Genomic DNA, 20,848 nt, shown 5'->3' on the forward strand with positions numbered 1-20,848 from the left:
GCCCGCAATGGCTTATTCCAAAGTCTCGATGGTGTGGTTCATATTGGTGTAGATGCAGATTTCGCCTGCAATCTCCAGCGAGCGTTTGACAATGGCCGTGGCATCCAGCTCGGTATGGTTGAGCAGCGCCATGGCCGCCGCCTGCGCATAGGCGCCGCCAGAACCAATGGTGACGATGCCGTTTTCCGGCTCCAGCACGTCGCCATTGCCGGTGATGATGAGGGAGGCATCCTTGTCGGCCACGGCCAGCATGGCTTCGAGGCGGCGCAGCACGCGGTCGGTGCGCCAGTCCTTGGTCAGCTCGATGGCAGCGCGCACCAGTTGCCCCTGGTGCTTTTCCAGTTTGGCCTCAAAGCGCTCAAACAGGGTGAAGGCATCGGCAGTGGCGCCGGCAAAGCCCGCCAGCACGCGACCGTGGTAGAGCTTGCGCACCTTGCGCGCCGTACCCTTGACCACGATGTTGCCCAACGTGACCTGGCCATCACCACCGATGGCGACCTGGTAGCCATTGGCGGTTTTGCGACGCACGCTGATGATGGTGGTTCCGTGAAATTGTTCCATGTGCTTCCTCAACTGGGGATGATGGCCCGGGTTGCAAGGCGCCCCGCCTGGTCATTTGCAAACCCTGCGGGCTCAGAGGGTGCGAAGAACCACTTTGGCGTGTTCGTTGATGCCAATGACATTGAAAAACGCAGCCACCAGACGGTGCACATCCACAAACTGCACCTGGTTGCCTTCTGCCTGGCGCATGGCCACCCAGTTCAATATGCCACCGGCGGCAGCGAAGTCCACGCGGATCAGGTCGCGGCAGGACAGCAGCACTTGCTGGCCATCCACCGGGGCCGCGTTCAAGGCCGCCAGCGCCTGTGTGGCGTCCCCCATGACCTGCCCTTGCAGCACCAGCATATGGGCGCCCTGCGCCAGCAGCGCGGCACGCTCTGCTGCTTGCTGGCTTTGCGCATCTTGCAGGTTGGCGCCAGACCGGCCAGCGGAGCCCACGAAGTGGCATTGCGCTGCAATCCAGGCCGGAGGAGACACACCGTAGGTGACGCAGTAATCCAGGGCTGCGAGTTCAAAGTCATCCTGCAAGCCCATGGAGCGCAAGGCGTTCAGCCGCAATTGCCAACAGGTCTGCGACACATCGCGGTTGCCCGAAGGTGTGAGCGTCCGAAGCGCCCGCACCAAGCGGTCTTCGCCGTCAAAGCGCAGTGCAACGGCTTCGTCACACAGGCTGCTGAACAAACCATCCAGCAGGGGTATGGCATCCGGCGCGATCTGCTCCAGTGCGCCCCAGCCCAGGTACCACGGCGTTGGCATGGACACCATGGCCAGGCGCAGGCTCTCCATAGCCTGTGCTGTCAGGAGCGTCGGACTTTCCCAGATACGCGCAACCGGCTCGGACTCGCTGCCAACAGGCGATGCGGTGGCAGGGTCGCCCAAGGCAAACCAGGCGGGCCTGGCGCCGTCAAGCTGGGATGCAAATTCATGAAACGCGGACTCGAATGCCGCGCGGTTGTTGGTGGCGCGGTACAGGTCCAGCAGCGCCGCTGCCCAGACGAAGGAAACCTGGTCGGCAGACGCCGCCCCGCGCAAGGCAGCCAGCAGGCCTTTTTCGGCTCCGGCATCGTCGCTGTTGGCAAAACGGATGGCGGCTTCCTCCAGCTCCGGGTCGGTCTCCAAGGTGTCGTCCTGGATCGCGAACAGCATGGATGTAGAAAAGCTGGCGGCAGATTCAGAATGTGCCGCTGGTCCATCGAGCATATCCATGCCCGGCACCGAAGCCATGTCGGAGGCCATCTGGGTGGGAATGAATTCGTCGGCGAAGTCGACACTGTTCTCGCGCCGCATGGAAATGGGTTCCGTGGCCGCAAAAGGCGCAGACAGATCGGAATCGCTGGGATGCAACTCGGAATTCGACAGGTCTGGTGGGGGAACCGTGGCGTCCGTGTTGTGAAAAATAGGAGGCTGCGGAGAGGTGTTTCCACTTTTGCTCTTCCACCACTGCCGCGACATTTGCGCCTCGATTTCGTCGATCTTCTTCAGGGTTACGGCGCGTCCGCCCGCATCACCAGGCAGGCTGTTCTGAAAAAAGGACTGCCGCGCAAGGCTGGCAATGGCACCCGGATCGCGGTCGCGCAACTTGCGCAGTTGGTCAAATTCGCGCTTGCGGACAAAATCATTTTGCCGCTTGCGCTCAATCATGGCCTTGAGCGCCTGCTTGTCGTAACCATTGGCATCGCTATCGAGCGGTTGGTCCAGCTCCGACCAGTCTTTGGTCGGATTGCGCACGAACATGGCAACCTTGGACAGCAGACCGGGTCTATCGTCTTTGGTAGCCATGCTTATGCCGTATTGGAATCAGGTGCCTGCAAGCGTGCCAATCAATCGCCAAACATTTTTTGCTTGAGTTCACGGCGCTGCTGCGCCTCCAGTGACAGCGTGGCGGTGGGACGCGCCAGCAGGCGGCCCACACCAATGGGCTCGCCGGTTTCATCGCAGTAGCCGTAGTCGCCCGCATCAATGCGGCCAATCGATTGCTCGATCTTCTTGAGCAACTTGCGCTCGCGGTCGCGGGTGCGCAATTCCAGGGCGTGTTCTTCTTCGATGGTGGCACGGTCGGCCGGATCGGGAACCACCGAGGTGTCTTCACGCAAATGCTCGGTGGTTTCACCGGCACTGTTGAGAATGTCCTGCTTGAGCAAAGACAGCTTCAGGCGGAAAGCCGCCATCTGCACATCGTTCATGTATTCCGAATCGGGCATGGCCAGCAATTCAGCGTCTGTGAGCTCTGCCACTGGTTTGGTCTTCCAGTTGTTGGCGAGCTTGGGGTCCTTCTTAATGGACGAGGGCAAGGCCGGCACGATCACCGGCACAGGGGCCGACTGGCTGTAGCTGGCCTTGGCCGCCGTGGAGGCCACGGCCTGGGCCATGGAGGGCACAGTCAGCTGTGCCAGGCGCGAAGACGGGCGCCCGGTTTTTTGGGTAACAACATTGGATGCGGCGGGTGCAGCTACAGGTGCGGACTTGGTCGCAGCAGTGGTCATGGAGGCGGATACTTTTTCAGAAGAAGCTGGTTTGGCAGCGGGTTTGCTGGCAACAGCAGGCTTGGGGGAGGCAACGGGCGCGCTGGCCTTGGCTGCCTTGACAGGAGAGGTTTTCACCACAGGCTTTGCTGCAGCGGCTTTGACAGGCGGTTTGGATACTGCTTTGACCGTTGGTTTGGACACCGGCTTGGCAGCAGGCTTTGCAGGGGCTTTGACCGCGGTTTTGGCTTGCACAGCAGGCTTGGCAGCAGTTTTGGGGAGAGGTTTGGCGACTGCCTTGGCGGGCTTTGCGACGGCTTTGGCCGACACCTTGGCTTTCACTGTGACAGCTTTTGACTTGGGGTCTTTCCCGGATTTGGCATTCACTTGGTCTCTCCTGTTGGAACTCGCCGGCTTGTTATCTTTGCTGCTATGAGCCTCAGGGGACGCTTTTGACGGCTTGTCCTGTGGGGTTTCTCCGGCGCGCGAGTGTACAGGTTTCGCCAAGGGAAAACCCATGAGTTGCAAAATCGAGACAATCATTCCATTTCCCGCCATCATCGAGCCTCTCTCATAACCAGCAGCCTATCCGGGCCAGCATAGCGCAGCTCCATTACACACTACCTACACCAGAGACTGCTCCAAGCCCTGCAACAAAATATCCTTGGGCAGGTCGATGCCGATAAACACCATTTTGCTGGTGCGCACTTCACCCTCAGCCCAAGCCGGGCCCAGATCGCTGCCCATCAACTGGTGCACGCCCTGGAAGATCACCTTGCGCTCAGTCCCGGTCATGTGCAGTACGCCCTTGTAGCGCAGCATGCGCGGACCGTACACGTTGACGATGGCGCCCAGGAAATCTTCGAGCTTGGCCGGATCAAACGCGCGATCGGACTTGAACACAAAGCTCTTCACATCGTCGTCGTGGTGATGGTGGTGGCCGTGCCCGTGGTCATCGTGGGCATGAGAGGGGTGGTCGCAATGCGCACCGTGCGCATGTTCGGCATGGTCATGGTGGTCATGGCTGTGGTCGTGGTCGGCGTCAGTCAGGAAGTCCGGATCAATGTCGAGCTTGGCATTGAGGTTGAAGCCGCGCAGGTCAAACACCTCGCTCAGGGCCACTTCGCCAAAGTGCACAGCGCGCTGCGGGGCACGCGGGTTCATGTGCTTGAGGCGGTGCATCAGCGCATCCAGATCGTCTGCGGACACCAGGTCGGACTTGCTGATAAAGATCTGGTCGGCAAAACCCACCTGGCGGCGGGCTTCCTGGCGGTCATTGAGTTGTTGCCCGGCGTGCTTGGCATCCACCAGGGTCAGAATGGAGTCCAGCAGGTAGGACTCGGCCACTTCGTCGTCCATGAAGAAGGTCTGCGCCACCGGGCCGGGATCGGCCAGGCCGGTGGTCTCGATCACCACGCGCTCGAAGTCGAGCTCGCCCTTGCGCTTCTTCTCGGCCAGGTCGCGCAGGGTGGCGCGCAGGTCTTCACGGATGGTGCAGCAGATGCAGCCATTGCTCATCTGGATGATCTGCTCGTTGGTGTCGCTCACCAGGATGTCGCTGTCGATGTTTTCTTCGCCGAACTCGTTCTCGATCACGGCAATCTTCTGTCCGTGGGCCTCGGCCAGCACGCGTTTGAGTAACGTGGTTTTACCGGAACCCAGAAAGCCGGTGAGGATGGTGGCGGGGATAAGTGACATGTTTGTTCGAGCCCAAAATCAGCAGTTGGGGAGTGTAGCGGTCAATTCAAGGTGGGGCCTTGCGCTGGAGCATGTCCGGCCCCTGCCGCACAGGCCCGGACAGACCATGGCCTCAGCGCCGCATGATGACCAGGCCCTTGAGGTATTCACCCTCGGGGAAGGCAATGGTCATGGGGTGATCGGGGGCGCCGCCCATGCGCTCGGTGATGAATCCGTCCACCCCGGCGTCCGAGCCAGCACCGGCCACGATCTTGTGGAACAGGTCGGCGCTGATGCCGCCCGAGCAGGAGTAGGTGAACAGCACGCCGCCGGGCTCCAGCAGCTTGAAGGCCAGGCGGTTGATGTCCTTGTAGGCGCGCGCCGCCCGCTCGGCATGGGCCACGGTGGGTGCGAACTTCGGGGGGTCCAGGATGATGGCGTCGAAGGTGCGCCCCTCATTGCCGAACTGGCGCAGCGAGGCGTTCACGTCCGCATCCATCCAGGTGGCACGCGCCGCATCAAACCCGTTTAGCGCCACATTGGCCGCACCCATTTCCAGCGCCGGGGCGCTGGAGTCAATTGAGGTGACGTGGCCCGCGCCGCCGCTCAGGGCCGCTACGCTGAAGCCGCCGGTATAGCAAAAGCAGTTGAGCACGCGCTGGAACTGCAGGCGTTGGGTGTACGCCGCGAACTTGTGGCGGCTGTCACGCTGGTCCAGGTAAAAGCCGGTCTTGTGGCCGTTGGCAATGCTCAAGTGCAGCTTCCAGCCGTGCTCCTGCAGCACCAGGTCGGTAGGCCCTTGCCCGCGCAGCCAGCCGGTCTGCTCGGCCAGGCCTTCCAGCGTGCGGCTGCTGGCGTCCGAGCGCTCATACAGTTTTGCCAGGCCGGTCTCTGCCAGCAAGGCGTCGGCAATCGCGTCCTTCCAGCGCTCCACACCGGCCGAGGTGAACTGCGCCACCAAGGTGTCGCCATAGCGGTCCACGATCAGGCCCGGCAGGCCATCCGACTCGCCATGGATCAGCCGCGCGCCGTTGCTCTGGATGTCGAAACGGGTGCGCGCCTGCACCGCCTTGGCAATGCTGGCCTGAAAGAAACCCTCGTCAATGCGCTGGGCCTCGTCAAAGCTCCAGACACGGGCGCGGATTTTGGAACTGGGGCTGAATGCCGCCCAGCCCAGAAACTGGCCCTCGGCAGACTCCACCCGCACGGTCTCGCCGCTGTCGCCCCCGCCCTTGGCAATGGCGGACTCGAAGATCCAGGGATGGCGACGCAACAGGGAGCGCTCTTTGCCGGCGCGCAGGCGAATCATTTTCATGAGGCTATTGTCGCTGCTCGCGCTGCGGCGCCTTTGCAGACACGGTTCCTGCGCTATGCCTTGGGCTTGCCCTTGCCCTTGGCGTGCGCCCGCGGATGCGCCGCGTCATAGGCCCGGGCCAGGTGCTGGAAGTCCAGCCGCGTATAGACCTGCGTGGTGGTGATGTTGGCGTGGCCCAGCAACTCCTGCACCGCGCGCAGGTCGCCGCTGCTTTGCAGCACATGGCTGGCAAAGGAGTGGCGCAGCATGTGGGGATGCACCGGGGTGCTCACCCCTGCGAGTTGGCTGCGGCGCTTGAGGCGTTGCCAGACGGACTGGGCCGTGAGACGCGTGCAGTTGCGGCCTATGAAAAGAGCGCGGGCGGCGTCGGCTTGCGAGGCATGCACCGGCCCGGCCTGGGCGGTGCCCATGGGACCACGCAAGGCCAGCCAGCGCGTGAGTGCCAGCAAGGCGGTCTTGCCCACCGGCACGCTGCGGCGCTTGGAGCCCTTGCCCAGCACATGGGCCTCGGCTGCCTGCAGGTCCACCCAGCCGCGTGCCGTGCTGCTGGCCTCCACATCCAGGCCTATGAGTTCACCCACGCGCAAGCCACTGCCGTAGAGCAGCTCCACCATGGCCGCGTCGCGCGCTTCCAGCCAAGGGTCGTCATCGCTTTGGAAGTCGGCAAACTGCACGGCGTCGTCCACGCCCAAGGCTTTGGGCAGGGGTTTGGGCGCGCGGGGCGCACGCACGTCCACTACCGGGTTGCTGGCGATCAGGCCGTCGCGGCCCAGCCAGGTGTAGAAGCCGCGCCAGCCCGAAAGAATCAGCGCAATGCCGCGGCCGCTGCGCCCGCCGCTGTGCATCTGTGCCACCCAGCGGCGGATGTGCGGGTTGCGCACTGCCAGCAGATCGACGACCGCCGCTGTGGCAAAGGCCTGCAGCTTGTGCAAGTCCAATGCGTAGAGCTCCACCGTGCGCTGGGCCAGGCGCTTTTCCACGCGCACGTACTCCAGGTATTTTTCAACCAGCGGACTCATTGTGGTCGCAGCACCGGCATTGGCACTGCGCGCAGCCGCCGCAGGTTCAGGCACAGGTTCGCGCGCAGTTTCAGGGGGCAGCGCAGCTGGGTCGGGCATACCCGCAGGGCCTAGCGCAGGCGCGACAGCGCAGCGCTGGCCAGCTCGCCAATGCGGGCCAGGAAGTCGGTGCCCATGCCGCTGGTAAAGCGCTGGGCATCACCCGAGGCCAGCACCAAGAGACCAAAGGCCGGCGTGGTGGAGCCGCTGGGGCCCATGCGCAGGGGTATCAGCGCCAGCGACGTAATGGCAGAAGGTGTCTCCAGCCAGTTCACCGACTCAAAGCCGGTGTTCAGGCCGCAGAAGGGTTCGGTCAGCGAAGAGGCGAAGGACTTCAGGTCATCACTTACGCCCTGGGCATAGGGCTCAGCGGCGTAATCGGCCGCCACATCCCACAGGCGCAGCCCCACCTGGGGCACGGCGAACTGCTGCTCGATGTCGATGGCCAATTGCTGGGGCAACTGGCGCACGTCGCTGCCCTGCAGCAGGTTGCCTGCCCAGCGGATGATCTTGTTGGACAGGATGACGTTGTCATTGCCGTTGCGCAGCATTTCCATGATGCGCTGCTCCAGCAGCTTGATCTTCTCGCGCAGCATCTCGGCCTGGCGCTCCTGCAGGCTCACCGCGCGGTGACCGTGCGGGCTGTTGAGTTGAACGGCAGCGAGCAGTTCGGCATGGCGCAAAAAGAAGTCCGGCGTGTTGGCCAAATAGTTGGCGATGTCGTCTTCGGTGATCGGGTTGGCCAGTGCGGAGTTCAGAAGGTTGCTCATGGAAGCTCAGTCAAAGTGAAAAGTCAATCGATACCCTGGCGCCTAGGCAGCCAGGTTGTCGGGCATATCAATCTCGCCACGGAACACGGTGGTGGCCGGGCCTGTCATCAGCACGGGCGCGCTGCCGCCGGCCCAGGCAATGCTCAGCATACCGCCACGGGTCTCTACGTCCACCTGGTGGTCCAGCAGGCCCAGCCGGATACCGGCCACCACGGCTGCACAGGCGCCTGAGCCACAGGCCAGGGTCTCGCCCACACCGCGTTCATACACACGCAGGCGGATGCTGTTGCGTGACCGCACCTGCATAAAGCCCACATTCACGCCCTGGGTGAAGCGCGCATTGGCCTGCACCTGCGGGCCCAGCGTGGCCACGGGTGCCGTGTCCACATCCAGCACCTGCAGCACCGCATGCGGGTTGCCCATGGAGACGGTGGCCAGCAGCACCTCATGGGCCGCGCCCACAGGCAGGATGGACCAGTTACCCCAGTCGCCCTGGGGCTGCAGCTTCAAGCCGCTGGCATCAAAGGGCAGCTCTTGCGGCTCCAGGCGCGGTGCGCCCATGTCCACGGTAACGCGGCCGTCCGCATTGAGCTGCGGGGCAATCACGCCCTTCATGGTCTGCACGCGCAAGGTGTCTTTGGTGCTCAGGCCACTGTCGCGCACAAAGCGGGCAAAGCAGCGCGCGCCGTTGCCGCACTGCTCCACCTCCTGGCCATCGGCGTTGTGGATGATGTATTCGAAGTCAATGCCGGGTGCGGGCGAGGGCCGCACGGTAAGGATCTGGTCTGCGCCCACGCCAAAATGGCGGTCGCCCAGAAAGCGGTAGTGCGCAGCGGTCAGGCCCAGGCGGCCACGGGTTTCGTCGAGCACGACAAAGTCGTTGCCCGCGCCCTGCATTTTGGTGAACGGAATTCGCATGGGTGCAATTATCCGCGCACACTGCATGCGCAGTCACCCCACGCGTGGGAGGCCCTGTGTGCGCCCAAAGCCCGAGCGGCCCTGCTTTTGGTTGCAAAATGGCCCGCATGCCCAGACCCTCGCAAATCCTCCAGCCTGACGTGGGCCCCATCCCTGCACCCGCCGACTGGCAGACCGTCGCACCCGTGTCCATTCTGAAGAACGTGCTGCGCCTGACCGCGCCCAACCCCGGCGTGATGACCGGCCCTGGCACCAACAGCTACCTGGTGGGTGATGCGCACACCGGTTTTATCGCCATAGACCCGGGCCCGGCCGATGCCGACCACCTGCAGCGTCTGTGGCAGGCCGCCGTATACGCTGACGGACGCGGGGGCAACATCAGGATGATTGTGTGCACCCACTCGCATCCGGACCACTCACCCGGCGCCAAGCCCTTGCAGGTGCTGTGCGCGCAGAGCCGAGCCGATGGCATGGCCCCTGCCATCCTCGGTCTGCCTTCCGCACCTACTGCGCGCGCCGCCAGCGCCTTCACCCCGGACCGGGCGCTGCGAGACGGCGAAGTACTGCAGCTGACAGCAGCCCAGGAAGGCGATGCAAGGCACAGCCTGCGCGTGATCCACACCCCCGGCCACGCGGCCAACCACCTCTGCCTGCTGCTGGAAGAAGACGGCCTGCTGTTCTCCGGCGACCATATCCTGAACGGCAGCACCACGGTCATCGACCCACCGGACGGCCAAATGGGCCACTACCTGGACTCACTGGATGCGCTGACACAGGCCTGCACGCAGCGGAATGTCGGGTACATTCTCCCGGCCCACGGCCATGTGATGCCCGATGCACTGGAAGCCATATCCAGGCTCAAAGCCCACCGCCTGCAACGCGAGGCCAAGATTGCCCGCGTGATGCAAGCCAACCCCCAGGGCGACCTGGACCAGTGGCTGCCACTGGCCTACGACGATGTAGACCCGCGCATCTGGCCTGTGGCCAGGCGCTCCCTGCTGGCCCATGTGGAACACCTGCAGCAACTGCCAACCAACGCCAACGAATCGAGCCCCCTATGAGTACCTTCCAAAGAGCGGCACGCCCCGAGGGCGCACCCGAGGCACGCCGTGAGCGTCCTGCCGGTGACCGGCCCAACCAAAGGCCCGCCACCGCGTCCGCTGGCCCCAAGCCCCGCAACCGCCCACGCACCGTGGACCGCACGCCGCCCGTCTCGGCACCCGCGGCCGACCCGGGCGAGCGCCTGTCCAAGCGTGTGATGCAGCTCAAGGGCTGCTCGCGCAGCGAGGCCGAGCAGTACATCGAGTGCGGCTGGGTGATGGTCAACGGCGTGGTTGTGGAAGACCCACCGTTTCGCGTGCAACAGCAAACCGTCACCATGGACCCGGCCGCCAGCCTGCTCAACATGGCCGATGTCACGCTGATCCTGAACAAGCCCTCCGGCTGGCTCGACGGGGTGGAGGAAGAAGACGACGATGAAGACGACGCACCACGCCCCGCATCAGGCCCGCGTGGCAGGGGAGGCAAAGGCGCCAAGCCGCGTGTGGACAACGCCCGCAGCCTGCTCACCGCAGCCAACCACTGTCCCCATGACCCGGCCGAAATACGCCTGCTCAAACGCCACCTGCTGCACCTGGAGGCCGAGGTGCCACTGGAGACGGGTGCCAGCGGCCTGGTGGTGTTCACCCAGGACTGGCGCACCACACGCAAGCTCAGCGAAGACCTGGGCTCCATGGAGCATGAAATCATCGCCGATGTGGCCGGTGAAGTGGATGAAGAGGCGCTGCAGAAAATTGCCCGCGCCCTCAAGGACGAGCGCACCCCCCTGCCCCACACCAAGTTCAGCGTCAACAGTTCTTCCGAAGAAATGAGCAAGCTGCGCTTTGCCATCAAAGGCGCGCATCCCGGCCTGGTGGCCTATCTGTGCGAACGCGGCGGCCTGCAACTGCTGGCCATGCGCCGCATCCGCCTGGGCCGCGTGACCCTCAGCGACCTGCCCGTGGGGCAGTGGCGCTATTTATCGGTGCATGAAAAGTTCTAGCTGGCTATATACGACTGCAGCTGGCTGATGGTGGCTTCCTGGTCGGCAATGATCTCGTCCATGATGTCGCGGATGGAGATCATGCCCAGCACCCGGTCGCCGTCCACCACTGGCATGTGGCGGATTTTCTTGTGGCTCATCAGTGCCATGCAGTCTTCGGTGCGGGAATGGGCATCCACGGTCAGCACCTTGGCGGTCATGATGTCGGCGACCTGCGTGTCCTTGGAGGACTTGCCTGCCAGCGCGATCTTGCGGGTGTAGTCACGCTCGGAGAGTATGCCCACCAGCTTGCCCTGGTCCATCACCATGAGGGCGCCCACATTGTGGTCGGCCAGAATTTTGAGCGCATCGAAAACGCTGTCCTGCGGCTTGAGACTCCAGGGCGCGTCATGACTTTTTAACAGCTCGCGTACGGGTCGCATAGGGCCTCCGTCAAAATGGTTATAGACGAAGTAACCATACCGCAAAAAAGGTGGCAAAAGTGTGAAGCCCACCGATAAGCCGGATTCTGTGCATGAGGGTTTCCCCTCACGTGACCACCATTAATCTGGGCCGCCAGTCACCTGGACGGCTCAATGCTACCTACCCGCACACTCCGGGGGCCCCGTCAACGTGTGCCTACTTGGTATTGCTGCGCGTAGAGATTGCCCGTTTCACCCGACGGGCTTCGCCCGTCGGGTGGCTATGCGCACCCGGTTACCCGGGGCACGGCTTGCGCCGCGCTACACGCATAGAACACCCTTGGGGTTGTTCCATCGACTCGTCTCTGTTGCTCTAATCCTCACCTTAGGAGCCTGCATTTGCATGCAAACCTTGTCGGTGGACAGTTGTTAACTGCTACGCTGCCCTGTGCAGTCCGGACGTTCCTCCAGTGCTCTGTTTCCAGAATTGCACCAGCGGTGGTCTGGTGGGCTTCACATCCCGATTATCGGCTGTGTTTCCGGCCTTCTCTGCAAGCGCATATCCATATACCGAAACCAATTGAATATTTGGCCCACAATGGCGCAACAATTCCGTCCCACAAGGAGATCCCCCATGAGCTTTGACAACGTTCTGCAGACCATTGGCAACACGCCGCACATCCGCATCAACCGCCTGTTCGGCAACACGCACAAGGTGTTCGTGAAGTCCGAGCGCTCCAACCCGGGCGGCTCCATCAAGGACCGTATTGCCCTGTCCATGGTCGAAGCGGCCGAAGCCAGTGGCGAGCTCAAGCCAGGTGCCACCATCATCGAGCCCACCTCCGGTAACACCGGCGTCGGCCTGGCCCTGGTGGCAGCCGTCAAGGGCTACAAGCTGATTCTGGTCATGCCCGACAGCATGTCCATCGAGCGCCGCCGCCTGATGCTGGCCTACGGCGCCAGCTTCGACCTGACCCCGCGCGAAAAAGGCATGAAGGGCGCCATCGCCCGCGCCCAGGAACTCGCCGCCCAAACACCCAACTCCTGGATTCCCCAGCAGTTTGAAAACCCGGCCAATATCGACGTGCATGTGCGCACCACGGCCCAGGAAATCCTGAAGGACTTTCCCAATGGCGTGGACGTCATCATCACCGGCGTGGGCACCGGCGGGCACCTGAGCGGCGTAGCCAAGGTGCTCAAGCCCCTGTGGCCCCAGCTCAAGGTGTATGCGGTGGAACCCACCGCCTCGCCCGTGATCTCGGGCGGCGCACCCGCACCCCACCCCATCCAGGGCATTGGTGCAGGTTTCATCCCCAAGAACTTGTTGACAGACTTGCTGGATGGTGTGATCCAGGTGGATGCTGAGCCAGCGCGCGAATACGCCCGCCGCAGCGCCCGCGAGGAAGGCCTGTTGGTGGGCATTTCCAGCGGCGCCACCCTGGCAGCCATTGCGCAAAAGCTGCCGGAGATTGCCGCAGGTGCCACGGTGCTGGGCTTCAACTACGACACCGGTGAGCGCTACCTGTCGGTGGAAGGTTTCCTGCCGACGTAAGGCTGCGCCGCAGTCGCACAGCCAGGGCCGCGACAAGCGGCCCTTTTTGCGTGCTTCACATGGAGTGCAGGCCCAGCATATTGCCCTCGGTGTCCATCACCAGGGCAATGTTGCCGTACTGGCCTATGGACCATTTGGACTTGTGCACCTTCCCGCCTGCGGCCACCACGCGCGCTTCTTCCACCGCGCAATCCTTGCAGGAAAAATACACCAGGGTGCTGTTGCCACCGGCCTTCATGCCGTCCATGTGCACCAGCGCTCCTCCGGCGCCGTAGGTGTCCATGGTCGAGGGAAAGGCCATCATGTCCGGCCCCCCGCCTTCCAGGGGTTGCAGGACAAACTGGAACACGGTTTCGTAGAACTTTCGCGCACGCGCCATGTTGTCGACATAGATCTCAAACCAGCCAATGGGGTTGCTCATGGATTTCTCCTTCGTTGTTGGATTTGTTGGCAAATATTCCCTGACCCGTATTTTTTGACAATGTAGGGGATTGGCGCGGCCTCTGTCCAGCGTTGCAGCAAGCCTGCCATGCCAAACAAGCCCAGGCCCGTGGTCTGCCCGTATCATTGCCCCCTTGCTTGATCACCACGAGCCCCTGCCATGATTCGCCTCACAGAACTCAAACTTCCGCTCTCCGCCCTGCCCGTGGATGCGCGCCGCGCAAGCGACGCCCCATCCGAAACCGAGGCCGACCGCGCCCCTGTTCCCCACCCGATTGAAGCCCTCAAGCGCCTGGCCGCACAGGCTCTGAAGGTGGATGCTTCCGCAATCCAGTCCCTGCAGGTGTTCAAGCGCAGCTTTGATGCGCGCAAGGCCGACCTGGTGGTGGTGTACATCGTCGATGTGGCCGTACCGCCCGAACGGGAGGGCGCACTGCTGGCTCAGCACAGTGGCAACCCGCACATCCTGGCCACGCCCGACATGGCCTACCACTTGGTAGCCCAGGCCCCCGAGGCCCTGCCGAGCCGCCCGGTCGTGGTGGGCTTTGGCCCCTGCGGCATGTTTGCAGCGTTGGTGCTGGCACAAATGGGCTTCAAGCCCATCGTGCTGGAGCGCGGCAAAACGGTGCGGCAACGCACCCAGGACACCTGGGGCCTGTGGCGCAAGCGCACCCTCAACCCCGAGAGCAATGTGCAGTTTGGCGAGGGCGGTGCGGGCACGTTTTCGGACGGCAAGCTGTGGAGCCAGATCAAGGACCCGCGCTTTCTGGGCCGCAAGGTGATGGACGAGTTCGTCAAAGCCGGTGCTCCCCCCGAAATTCTGTATGAAGCCCATCCGCACATCGGCACCTTCAAGCTGGTCAAGGTGGTGGAAAACCTGCGCGCGCAAATCATCGCCTTGGGGGGCGAGGTGCGTTTTGAGCAGCGTGTGGTCGATGTGCTGCTGCAACCAGCGGGCGAAGGCCACCAATTCACCGGCCTGCAGGTACTGGACGTGGCCACCGGCACGGTCAGCACCTTGCTGGCAGACCATGTGGTCATGGCCCTGGGTCACAGCGCGCGCGACAGCTTTGCCATGCTGTATGAGCGCGGCGTGGCTATGCAGGCCAAGCCCTTCTCCGTAGGGTTTCGCATTGAGCATCCGCAAAGCGTGATCGATGCCGCGCGCTGGGGGCGCCACGCCGGTCACCCCATGCTGGGTGCGGCGGACTACAAGCTGGTGCACCACGCCGCCAATGGCCGCGCGGTCTACAGTTTTTGCATGTGCCCGGGCGGCACCGTGGTGGCTGCCACCAGCGAGGCCGGCCGCGTGGTGACCAACGGCATGAGCCAGTACTCACGCAATGAGCGCAACGCCAACGCGGGCATTGTGGTGGGCATAGACCCGCCCGACTATCCACAGGACGAGGCCACTTTTGTGCAGGCCTTTGGCGAGGAAAAGGGGCGCCAGTACGCAGCCGAGGCTGCCGAGCTGCGCCGCCATGTCCCCAAGGCCGCGCACCCGCTCTCCGGCATTGCCCTGCAGCGCCAGCTGGAGGCCGGTGCCTATGTGCTGGGCGGCAGCAGCTACGAGGCACCCGGCCAGTTGGTGGGCGACTTTATTGCCGCCCGGCCCTCCACCGATTTCGCCAGCGTGCTGCCCTCCTACAAACCCGGCGTCAAGCTCGGCAACCTGGCGCCCAGCCTGCCGGTCTACGCGATTGACGCAATCCGCGAAGCGCTGCCGGTGTTTGGCAAAAAGATCCGCGGCTTTGACATGGCGGACGCCGTGCTCACCGGGGTGGAAACACGCACCTCCTCGCCCCTGAAGATTCCCCGCGGCGAAGACCTGCAAAGCACCAATGTGCGCGGCCTGTACCCGGCGGGTGAAGGTGCCAGCTACGCGGGCGGCATTCTGTCAGCCGGGGTGGACGGCATCAAGGTGGCCGAAGCCTTGGCACGGGATATGGCGGCTGGTTCACAATGCATGCATTTCAGCGGAGCCTCCACATGACAGACGATGAACGTTGCTGCGGCACAGGCACCTGCATCATTGACGCACAGGGGCTCTGCTGGTGCGGACAGGTGTGGGATGGGGAGAAAATGTGCCGCCCCACAAGTTCCGCGGGGGCCAGCCCTGCCGAGGAACCGGCCCCATCCGGCACGGATGGGAACCCGGTGCCATTGACGTGAATACCGTTACCGAACACATCCTGTTGAATGCCGATGTGTCGCAGCGCTGTGTGGTCGACAGCAACGCCTTGCCGTGGCAGCCTTCCCCGTCACCGCTGGTGCAGCGCAGGCTGTTGGAGCGCGATGGTGGCGAGGTAGCTCGCGCCACGTCCATCGTGCGCTACGGCGCAGGCGCGAAGTTTGATCTGCACACGCACGGGCTTGGGGAAGAAATTCTGGTGTTGGGTGGGACCTTGAGTGACGAGTACGGGCACTACGGGACAGGCAGCTACCTGAAGAATCCCCCCGGTTCCAGCCACGCACCTTTTTCCGAGGGCGGGTGCACCTTGTTTGTGAAACTAAGCCACCTCTCACCCGATGACAGCGAACGGGTGGTGGCTCACACCCGGCAAGCGCCCTGGCTGCGTGGCATGGTGGAGGGGCTCACGGTAATGCCACTCTCTGAGTTCGGAACCACGCACACCGCCCTGGTGCGATGGGCGCCCGGAACCTATTTCAATCCGCACCGGCATTACGGCGGCGAGGAGATCTTTGTGGTCGAAGGCGTCTTCTCCGACGAGTATGGAAGCTACCCCCAGGGCAGCTGGATTCGCAGCCCCCATCTCAGCCAGCACAAGCCCTTCAGCGTCGAAGGTTGTCTCATCCTGGTCAAAACAGGGCACCTGCTGGCGGATGCTACTGGGCCGGCATAACCTGGCCGCGCAACTCGCCGCCCGGATTGGCAGCGGTATGCAGGTTGACATACCACTTGCCCGCCAGCACGTCGGCCACCTGGGCCGCGCTCAGGGTGGCCGATCCCTTGATCGGGCTCTCCACGCTGCCGGTAAAGCCCAGCGCCACTCCGGCATTCGCTCCAGCGGCGGCCGGGCCGTGGAAGTGGCCCGCCTTCACAGGACCTGTCGTTCCCGAATAGCTCACCGTCCAGGTCAGCATATTGCTTTGCTTGTCCAGGCTGGCCTCCAGCGCGCCTGAGCCCGCGCTGGCATTGGCCGGGACCTCATTCGCACCGGACAGCTTGGCACGCAGGGCCGTGGTGTTGGAGGCCATCATCGAGCCACAGGCGCTCAGGCCCAGCGCGGCGGTGATCAAGCTCAGCGACAGGAAAGTTCGGGTCTTCATCATGGTCGGTTCCTTGGGGGTTGAAAAAATCAGGAAATTGGTGGGCATCAGCGCGGAGTCGGGCTGCCCGAAGAAGGCTCTGCCATCCGCGCCCACCGCTGCAGCCGGGGCCTGAGGTGCAGGAAACCACGGTAGGCCAGTTCCAGGGCCGGGGTCACTCCGGGCAGACGGCCGAGCCGCCACAACCAGCGCCATCCCGGCATCACCAGCCACAGCGCAACAAAGGCCGCGGCGCCACTGAGCAACCGGCCGTCCTGCAGGCGCACGTGAAACCGGGCCATATAACGGGCCTGCTCGGCAGCACCCAAGCCAGCGGTTTGCTGGCTCACGTCCAGCCACTCAACCGCCTGGAGCGGCGCCAGCGATTGGTACAGGCCGACCTCCCGCCGGCACAAGGGGCAGGCCCCGTCAAACATGACGGTGAGCGTGTTGCAACTGGCGTCCTGCGCGTTGGTGGTGTTCTGATTCATGGCACCCGTTTTAGCGCATCACCGACTGCGTTGCTTGCGTCAGGGCATTGGGGGTGGGCGCCGACCGATCCCACCCAGCAGCATCAGCTTGCGCTTTGCAGTGCAGCAATGCGCTCTTCTATTGGCGGGTGCGAGCTGAACAGCTTGCCAATGCCACCCGCAATACCGAAGGCGGCAATGCTCTTGGGCAACTCGCCCGGCGTCATGCCTCCCAGGCGCGCCAGGGCGTTAACCATGGGTTGCTTGCGGCCCAGCAGCTGTGCCGAACCCGCGTCGGCGCGGAACTCGCGCTGGCGCGAGAACCAGGCCACCACGATGGCAGCGGCAAAACCGAGCACGATGTCGAGCACGATGGTGGTGAGCATGTAGGCCATGCCGGGGCCAGAGTCGCGGCTGTCGCCCTTGCGCAGTAAGCTGTCCACGGCAAAGGCGATGACACGGCTGAGAAACACCACAAAGGTGTTCATCACGCCCTGGATCAGCGTCATGGTGACCATGTCGCCATTGGCCACGTGGGCAATTTCGTGGCCAATGACGGCTTCGATCTCTTCTCGCGTCATGCCCTGCAGCAGGCCGGTGGAAACCGCCACCAGGGCCGAGTTCTTGAAGGCACCAGTGGCAAAGGCGTTGGGCGCACCTTCAAAAATACCTACCTCGGGCATGCCGATGCCGGCCTTGTCCGACAGCCTGCGCACCGTCTCCACAATCCAGGCCTCGTCGGCATTGCGCGGCTGGTTGATGATCTGCACGCCCGAGGTCCACTTGGCCATGGGCTTGCTGATCAGCAGCGAAATGGTGGCGCCACCAAAACCCATGATCAGGGCAAAGCCCAGCAGGGAGCCCAGGTCCAGGCCGTTGGGGGTCAGGTAGCGGTTCACGCCCAGCAGGCTGGCCACAATGCCCAGCACGGCGACCACCATCACATTGGTCAGGACAAAAAGAATAATGCGTTTCATGTTTTTTCCTCAAAATACGGCGCTTTGCTCGCGCGTCAAGCCAGATGTTAGGGCCAGGAGCTTCAGATTCAAGCATGCCGCTGCAAGCGCCCAGTGAATTTATGGACTTTGCCGCAGGGCGCGAAAGACGCTGGGGTCATCGTAAAACGCCGGGGACTCGTTGGCGGCCCACCATCCAGGCACGCCCAATACGGGCAAATGGGCAAAGGGTTTGGCGGCCAACACGTCGGCGCTGAGCTCGCACGCCAGCCAGGCATCGATGTCGGCCAGCCCCCTGCCGGGCGCGTGCACACGGTAGACGTGGGCGGTGATGGGCTTGCGCGGGGCCACCAGCTTTTCGGTCAGGGCGTGGCCAAACAGAATCAAATGCGACTGAGCCCATAGCGGGCGCAAGGTTACAAACACGGCCGGCCAGTCCTTGGCCACCAGCGCGTTCCAGAGGGCATCTGGGGCCTGCAGCAGGGCCGCGTTTTCATCGAACACGGTCAGCGCATCCCGGGCCGGACCGCGCACCGGCTGAATTCCGCTGCTGGCGATTTGCGCCGCCTGCAGGGCGTTGAGGCGCAGCTTGGTTTGCGGAAAGTGCAGCCAGGCCAGGCCGTTGAAAAAGTCATGCAGGCCGTCGCGCGTGGGCACGCAGCCTGCAGCAAAAATATGCGCCTCGTAGGCCACACCGGCGGGCAGTTCGGCCTGAGGGATAAAGCGTTTGGGCGCCAGACCGGTGGCATTCAGCGCCTGGGCCACCGACAGCCCTGCTGCAACCTGTTGCGCCACCGCTTCGCCAGGACTGCGCCAGACCGAGAGCCAGGGCGCATCCCAGTCGATCTGGGAAAGCTCACAGCCCCCACGCTCGCCCACTGCGTGTGGCTCGCTGCCCCCCGAGGGGGCGCAGCCCGGTTTGGGGCGGCCCGGCACCGGGCTTACACCATGCGCCACGCCAGGGGCTCGCCAGCGGCCAGGGGTTTGAGGGCGGCATCACCAAAGGCAAAGCTGTCTGGTGGCGTCCAGCTTTCACGGTGCAGGGTGATGGTGCCGCTGTTGCGCGGCAAGCCGTAGAAATCAGCGCCAAAAAAGCTGGCGAAGCCTTCGAGCTTGTCCAGCGCGCCAGCCGCATCAAAAGCCTGGGCATAGAGCTCCATGGCGGCGTGCGCCGTATAGCAGCCAGCGCAGCCGCTGGCGTGCTCTTTCAGGTGGGCCGGGTGCGGGGCGCTGTCGGTACCCAAGAAAAACTTGGGGCTGCCGCTGGTGGCCGCTTGCACCAGTGCCAGGCGATGCGTCTCGCGCTTGAGCACGGGCAGGCAGTAGTAGTGCGGACGGATGCCACCGGTAAAAATGGCGTTGCGGTTGTACAGCAGGTGGTGGGCCGTGAGCGTGGCAGCGGTAAAGCGGCCGGCCTCCTGCACGTACTGGGCCGCCTCCTTGGTGGTGATGTGCTCGAAGACGATTTTGAGCTCGGGGAAGTCGCGGCGCAGCGGGATCAGCTGCTGGTCAATGAACACCGCCTCGCGGTCAAACAGGTCAATGTCGGGCGAGGTCACTTCGCCGTGCACCAGCAACAACATACCGGCGCGCTGCATGGCTTCCAGGGTCTGGTAGGTCTTCTTCAGGTCGGTGACACCGGCGTCGCTGTTGGTGGTGGCACCGGCGGGATAGAGCTTGGCCGCCACTACACCGGCGTCTTTGGCACGCCGAATTTCGTCGGCGGGCAGCTTGTCAGTGAGGTACAGCGTCATCAGCGGCTCGAACTGCAGGCCAGCGGGGACGGCTGCGCGTATGCGCGCGGCATAGGCCAGGGCCTGCGCCGCGGTGGTCACGGGCGGCTTCAGGTTGGGCATGATGATGGCGCGGCCAAACTGGGCGGCGGTGTGCGGCACCACGGTCTCCAGAGCGGCGCCATCGCGCACATGCAGGTGCCAGTCGTCCGGGCGGGTGAGGGTCAGGGTGTTGATGGGGGTGTTCGGTGCGATCGTCATGCGCCTATTGTCCCCGCAGTTTTGGCCTGGGTGAGGTGTTCCCACAGTGCTTGCGCCGCGCTCTTGTGGGTCTTGCCGTTGGAACGGGTGCCCTCCTTGCCGGTGGGGCGTTCGCGGTAGGCACGAATCTCCAGCTTGGCCTCCAGGGGCTGCATGTTGGGGGCGGCCGCACTCACCAGTTTTTTGGCGCGCAGCTCCTTGCGGATGGCGCTTTGCGGCAGGAAGGCAATGCCGTGGCCTTCCAGCGCCATGGCCTTGAGGCCCTCAGCCATATCGGTCTCGTAGACACGTTCCAGGTGCATGGCCACACCTGCCTCCTTGAGCATCATCTCCACCACCAGGCCCAGATACGCGCCCGGCGCGTAGCCCAAATAGGGCAAGGGCGCGTCCAGGCGGCCCGGCAACTGAAACTGCGGCTGGCCATTGGCGTCCGCGCGTGAATAAGGCGCCACGATTTCCTCGCCCAGGCTCACCATCTCGTAACGCGCGCTGTCAAACTGGAAGGGTTGCGACTGATGGTGGTAAGCGATCAACAGGTCGCAACTGCCTTCCACCAGGCGCATGACGGCGTCGTGCACATTGAGCGCAATCAGGCGGCTTTTGATGCTGCCAAAGTCCTGACGCAAGCTGCTGACCCAGGCCGGGAAGAAGGTAAAGGCTAAGGTATGGGGCACCGCAAACTCTATGAAGTCCTGCCCCGCCGACGAGTGGCCGCGCAGCATGGCGCGCGTGCTTTGCAGTGCCTGGAGCATTTCCAGGGACTGGTCGTACAGTGTCTCACCCGCCGGTGTCAGCCGCGTGGGGTAAGAACTGCGGTCCACCAGATCGGTACCGGCCCAGGCTTCCAGAGACTGGATGCGCCGCGAGAAAGCGGGTTGGGTGACGTGGCGCAGTTGCGCGGAGCGGCTGAAACTGCGGGTTTCTGCCAGACTCACAAAGTCTTCAAGCCATTTGGTTTCCAT

General features: G+C 63.6%; 21 protein-coding genes, 1 other RNA gene and 1 pseudogene. 6 read left to right on the forward strand and 17 right to left on the reverse strand.

The genetic code is table 11. The features are described 5' to 3' along the window. Window positions 1–12: 12 nt before the first annotated feature. The 3 genes from hslV to dksA all read right to left on the reverse strand — a co-directional run bounded on the left by hslV (window position 13) and on the right by dksA (window position 3,161). The gene (gene hslV / locus DIC66_RS15780; RefSeq protein WP_117178923.1) at window positions 13–561 is read right to left on the reverse strand and encodes an ATP-dependent protease subunit HslV; all 549 of its coding nucleotides are present in this window, start codon (window positions 559–561) and stop codon (window positions 13–15) included. Window positions 562–633: 72 nt separating this feature from the next. Next, window positions 634–2,340 (reverse strand): STAS domain-containing protein, encoded by a 1,707-nt coding sequence (locus tag DIC66_RS15785; protein WP_117178925.1) that lies wholly within the window; start codon window positions 2,338–2,340, stop codon window positions 634–636. Window positions 2,341–2,381: 41 nt separating this feature from the next. After that, the gene (dksA, locus tag DIC66_RS15790; protein WP_233505956.1) at window positions 2,382–3,161 is read right to left on the reverse strand and encodes an RNA polymerase-binding protein DksA; all 780 of its coding nucleotides are present in this window, start codon (window positions 3,159–3,161) and stop codon (window positions 2,382–2,384) included. On the opposite strand from dksA, the gene DIC66_RS23490 reads away from it, so the two are divergent. Continuing rightward, complete coding sequence (locus tag DIC66_RS23490) at window positions 3,043–3,459, forward strand: hypothetical protein (RefSeq protein WP_233505963.1); 417 nt, start codon at window positions 3,043–3,045, stop codon at window positions 3,457–3,459. The two genes, dksA and DIC66_RS23490, sit on opposite strands and share 119 nt — an antisense overlap. A gap of 188 nt (window positions 3,460–3,647) precedes the next feature. Here DIC66_RS23490 and DIC66_RS15795 read toward each other — a convergent pair whose 3' ends face one another. From DIC66_RS15795 to dapF, 5 genes are all read right to left on the reverse strand, one after another. After that, window positions 3,648–4,721, reverse strand: a complete 1,074-nt coding sequence (locus DIC66_RS15795; RefSeq protein ID WP_117178927.1) for a CobW family GTP-binding protein — start codon at window positions 4,719–4,721, stop codon at window positions 3,648–3,650. 112 nt (window positions 4,722–4,833) lie between these two features. Further along, window positions 4,834–6,015 (reverse strand): class I SAM-dependent rRNA methyltransferase, encoded by a 1,182-nt coding sequence (locus tag DIC66_RS15800; protein WP_117178929.1) that lies wholly within the window; start codon window positions 6,013–6,015, stop codon window positions 4,834–4,836. A gap of 53 nt (window positions 6,016–6,068) precedes the next feature. Further along, window positions 6,069–7,034, reverse strand: a complete 966-nt coding sequence (locus DIC66_RS15805; protein WP_117179089.1) for a tyrosine recombinase XerC — start codon at window positions 7,032–7,034, stop codon at window positions 6,069–6,071. A gap of 110 nt (window positions 7,035–7,144) precedes the next feature. Continuing rightward, window positions 7,145–7,843: a DUF484 family protein gene (locus DIC66_RS15810; protein WP_117178931.1), complete on the reverse strand. Its 699-nt coding sequence runs from the start codon at window positions 7,841–7,843 to the stop codon at window positions 7,145–7,147. A 42-nt stretch (window positions 7,844–7,885) separates the two neighbouring features. Beyond that, window positions 7,886–8,761 carry a diaminopimelate epimerase gene (dapF, locus tag DIC66_RS15815; RefSeq protein WP_117178933.1) on the reverse strand — a complete coding sequence of 292 codons (876 nt, stop codon included), beginning with the start codon at window positions 8,759–8,761 and terminating at the stop codon, window positions 7,886–7,888. Between the two features lie 53 nt (window positions 8,762–8,814). Here dapF and DIC66_RS15820 point away from each other — a divergent pair. Together DIC66_RS15820 and DIC66_RS15825 are read left to right on the forward strand one after the other, a co-directional pair. Further along, window positions 8,815–9,822 (forward strand): annotated as a pseudogene (locus DIC66_RS15820) (MBL fold metallo-hydrolase); the annotation flags it as partial. Further along, on the forward strand, window positions 9,819–10,802 hold the full coding sequence (locus DIC66_RS15825; protein ID WP_117178937.1) for an RNA pseudouridine synthase: 984 nt from the start codon (window positions 9,819–9,821) through the stop codon (window positions 10,800–10,802). The pseudogene DIC66_RS15820 and the gene DIC66_RS15825, both read left to right, overlap by 4 nt. On the opposite strand, the gene DIC66_RS15830 is transcribed toward DIC66_RS15825, so the two are convergent. Together DIC66_RS15830 and rnpB are read right to left on the reverse strand one after the other, a co-directional pair. After that, entirely contained in the window at window positions 10,799–11,224 is a 426-nt protein-coding gene (locus DIC66_RS15830; protein ID WP_117178939.1) for a CBS domain-containing protein, read from the reverse strand. The two genes, DIC66_RS15825 and DIC66_RS15830, sit on opposite strands and share 4 nt — an antisense overlap. 59 nt (window positions 11,225–11,283) lie before the next feature. After that, window positions 11,284–11,718, reverse strand: an RNA gene (gene rnpB / locus DIC66_RS15835) — RNase P RNA component class A. A gap of 119 nt (window positions 11,719–11,837) precedes the next feature. On the opposite strand from rnpB, the gene cysK reads away from it, so the two are divergent. Further along, window positions 11,838–12,755, forward strand: coding sequence for a cysteine synthase A (gene cysK / locus DIC66_RS15840; protein WP_117178941.1), 918 nt, complete (start codon window positions 11,838–11,840; stop codon window positions 12,753–12,755). 55 nt (window positions 12,756–12,810) lie between these two features. On the opposite strand, the gene DIC66_RS15845 is transcribed toward cysK, so the two are convergent. Further along, on the reverse strand, window positions 12,811–13,176 hold the full coding sequence (locus DIC66_RS15845; protein ID WP_117178943.1) for a VOC family protein: 366 nt from the start codon (window positions 13,174–13,176) through the stop codon (window positions 12,811–12,813). Window positions 13,177–13,356: 180 nt separating this feature from the next. Here DIC66_RS15845 and DIC66_RS15850 point away from each other — a divergent pair, with 180 nt between their 5' ends. Both DIC66_RS15850 and DIC66_RS15860 read left to right on the forward strand, forming a co-directional pair. After that, window positions 13,357–15,189 (forward strand): NAD(P)/FAD-dependent oxidoreductase, encoded by a 1,833-nt coding sequence (locus DIC66_RS15850; RefSeq protein WP_117178945.1) that lies wholly within the window; start codon window positions 13,357–13,359, stop codon window positions 15,187–15,189. Between the two features lie 175 nt (window positions 15,190–15,364). Then, the gene (locus tag DIC66_RS15860) at window positions 15,365–16,060 is read left to right on the forward strand and encodes a cupin domain-containing protein (RefSeq protein ID WP_476705500.1); all 696 of its coding nucleotides are present in this window, start codon (window positions 15,365–15,367) and stop codon (window positions 16,058–16,060) included. On the opposite strand, the gene DIC66_RS15865 is transcribed toward DIC66_RS15860, so the two are convergent. The 6 genes from DIC66_RS15865 to DIC66_RS15890 form a co-directional block, all read right to left on the reverse strand. Further along, window positions 16,044–16,490, reverse strand: a complete 447-nt coding sequence (locus DIC66_RS15865; protein WP_117179093.1) for a CHRD domain-containing protein — start codon at window positions 16,488–16,490, stop codon at window positions 16,044–16,046. The two genes, DIC66_RS15860 and DIC66_RS15865, sit on opposite strands and share 17 nt — an antisense overlap. A 44-nt stretch (window positions 16,491–16,534) precedes the next feature. Next, window positions 16,535–16,957: a thiol-disulfide oxidoreductase DCC family protein gene (locus tag DIC66_RS15870; RefSeq protein ID WP_117178949.1), complete on the reverse strand. Its 423-nt coding sequence runs from the start codon at window positions 16,955–16,957 to the stop codon at window positions 16,535–16,537. Between the two features lie 83 nt (window positions 16,958–17,040). After that, a complete protein-coding gene (gene htpX / locus DIC66_RS15875; protein ID WP_117178951.1) occupies window positions 17,041–17,913 on the reverse strand; it encodes a protease HtpX in 873 nt (290 codons plus the stop codon). Window positions 17,914–18,012: 99 nt separating this feature from the next. After that, the gene (locus DIC66_RS15880; protein WP_117179095.1) at window positions 18,013–18,771 is read right to left on the reverse strand and encodes a DUF3025 domain-containing protein; all 759 of its coding nucleotides are present in this window, start codon (window positions 18,769–18,771) and stop codon (window positions 18,013–18,015) included. Between the two features lie 62 nt (window positions 18,772–18,833). Continuing rightward, on the reverse strand, window positions 18,834–19,886 hold the full coding sequence (gene pyrC, locus DIC66_RS15885) for a dihydroorotase (protein WP_117178953.1): 1,053 nt from the start codon (window positions 19,884–19,886) through the stop codon (window positions 18,834–18,836). Continuing rightward, window positions 19,883–20,848 (reverse strand): LysR substrate-binding domain-containing protein, encoded by a 966-nt coding sequence (locus DIC66_RS15890; protein WP_117178955.1) that lies wholly within the window; start codon window positions 20,846–20,848, stop codon window positions 19,883–19,885. The genes pyrC and DIC66_RS15890 overlap by 4 nt, the downstream gene beginning before the upstream one ends.

Origin of the sequence: Rhodoferax lacus (assembly GCF_003415675.1) — a bacterium.
GTDB lineage: Bacteria > Pseudomonadota > Gammaproteobacteria > Burkholderiales > Burkholderiaceae_C > Allorhodoferax > Allorhodoferax lacus.

Bases quoted from the DNA above. Each gene is read 5' to 3' on its own strand.
- hslV (WP_117178923.1), bottom strand. From the start codon at position 561: ATGGAACAATTTCACGGAACCACCATCATCAGCGTGCGTCGCAAAACC.
- DIC66_RS15785 (WP_117178925.1), bottom strand. From the start codon at position 2,340: ATGGCTACCAAAGACGATAGACCCGGTCTGCTGTCCAAGGTTGCCATG.
- DIC66_RS23490 (WP_233505963.1), top strand. From the start codon at position 3,043: ATGGAGGCGGATACTTTTTCAGAAGAAGCTGGTTTGGCAGCGGGTTTG.
- DIC66_RS15795 (WP_117178927.1), bottom strand. From the start codon at position 4,721: ATGTCACTTATCCCCGCCACCATCCTCACCGGCTTTCTGGGTTCCGGT.
- DIC66_RS15800 (WP_117178929.1), bottom strand. From the start codon at position 6,015: ATGAAAATGATTCGCCTGCGCGCCGGCAAAGAGCGCTCCCTGTTGCGT.
- DIC66_RS15805 (WP_117179089.1), bottom strand. From the start codon at position 7,034: ATGAGTCCGCTGGTTGAAAAATACCTGGAGTACGTGCGCGTGGAAAAG.
- DIC66_RS15810 (WP_117178931.1), bottom strand. From the start codon at position 7,843: ATGAGCAACCTTCTGAACTCCGCACTGGCCAACCCGATCACCGAAGAC.
- dapF (WP_117178933.1), bottom strand. From the start codon at position 8,761: ATGCGAATTCCGTTCACCAAAATGCAGGGCGCGGGCAACGACTTTGTC.
- DIC66_RS15825 (WP_117178937.1), top strand. From the start codon at position 9,819: ATGAGTACCTTCCAAAGAGCGGCACGCCCCGAGGGCGCACCCGAGGCA.
- DIC66_RS15830 (WP_117178939.1), bottom strand. From the start codon at position 11,224: ATGCGACCCGTACGCGAGCTGTTAAAAAGTCATGACGCGCCCTGGAGT.
- cysK (WP_117178941.1), top strand. From the start codon at position 11,838: ATGAGCTTTGACAACGTTCTGCAGACCATTGGCAACACGCCGCACATC.
- DIC66_RS15845 (WP_117178943.1), bottom strand. From the start codon at position 13,176: ATGAGCAACCCCATTGGCTGGTTTGAGATCTATGTCGACAACATGGCG.
- DIC66_RS15850 (WP_117178945.1), top strand. From the start codon at position 13,357: ATGATTCGCCTCACAGAACTCAAACTTCCGCTCTCCGCCCTGCCCGTG.
- DIC66_RS15865 (WP_117179093.1), bottom strand. From the start codon at position 16,490: ATGATGAAGACCCGAACTTTCCTGTCGCTGAGCTTGATCACCGCCGCG.
- DIC66_RS15870 (WP_117178949.1), bottom strand. From the start codon at position 16,957: ATGAATCAGAACACCACCAACGCGCAGGACGCCAGTTGCAACACGCTC.
- htpX (WP_117178951.1), bottom strand. From the start codon at position 17,913: ATGAAACGCATTATTCTTTTTGTCCTGACCAATGTGATGGTGGTCGCC.
- pyrC (WP_117178953.1), bottom strand. From the start codon at position 19,886: ATGACGATCGCACCGAACACCCCCATCAACACCCTGACCCTCACCCGC.
- DIC66_RS15890 (WP_117178955.1), bottom strand. From the start codon at position 20,848: ATGGAAACCAAATGGCTTGAAGACTTTGTGAGTCTGGCAGAAACCCGC.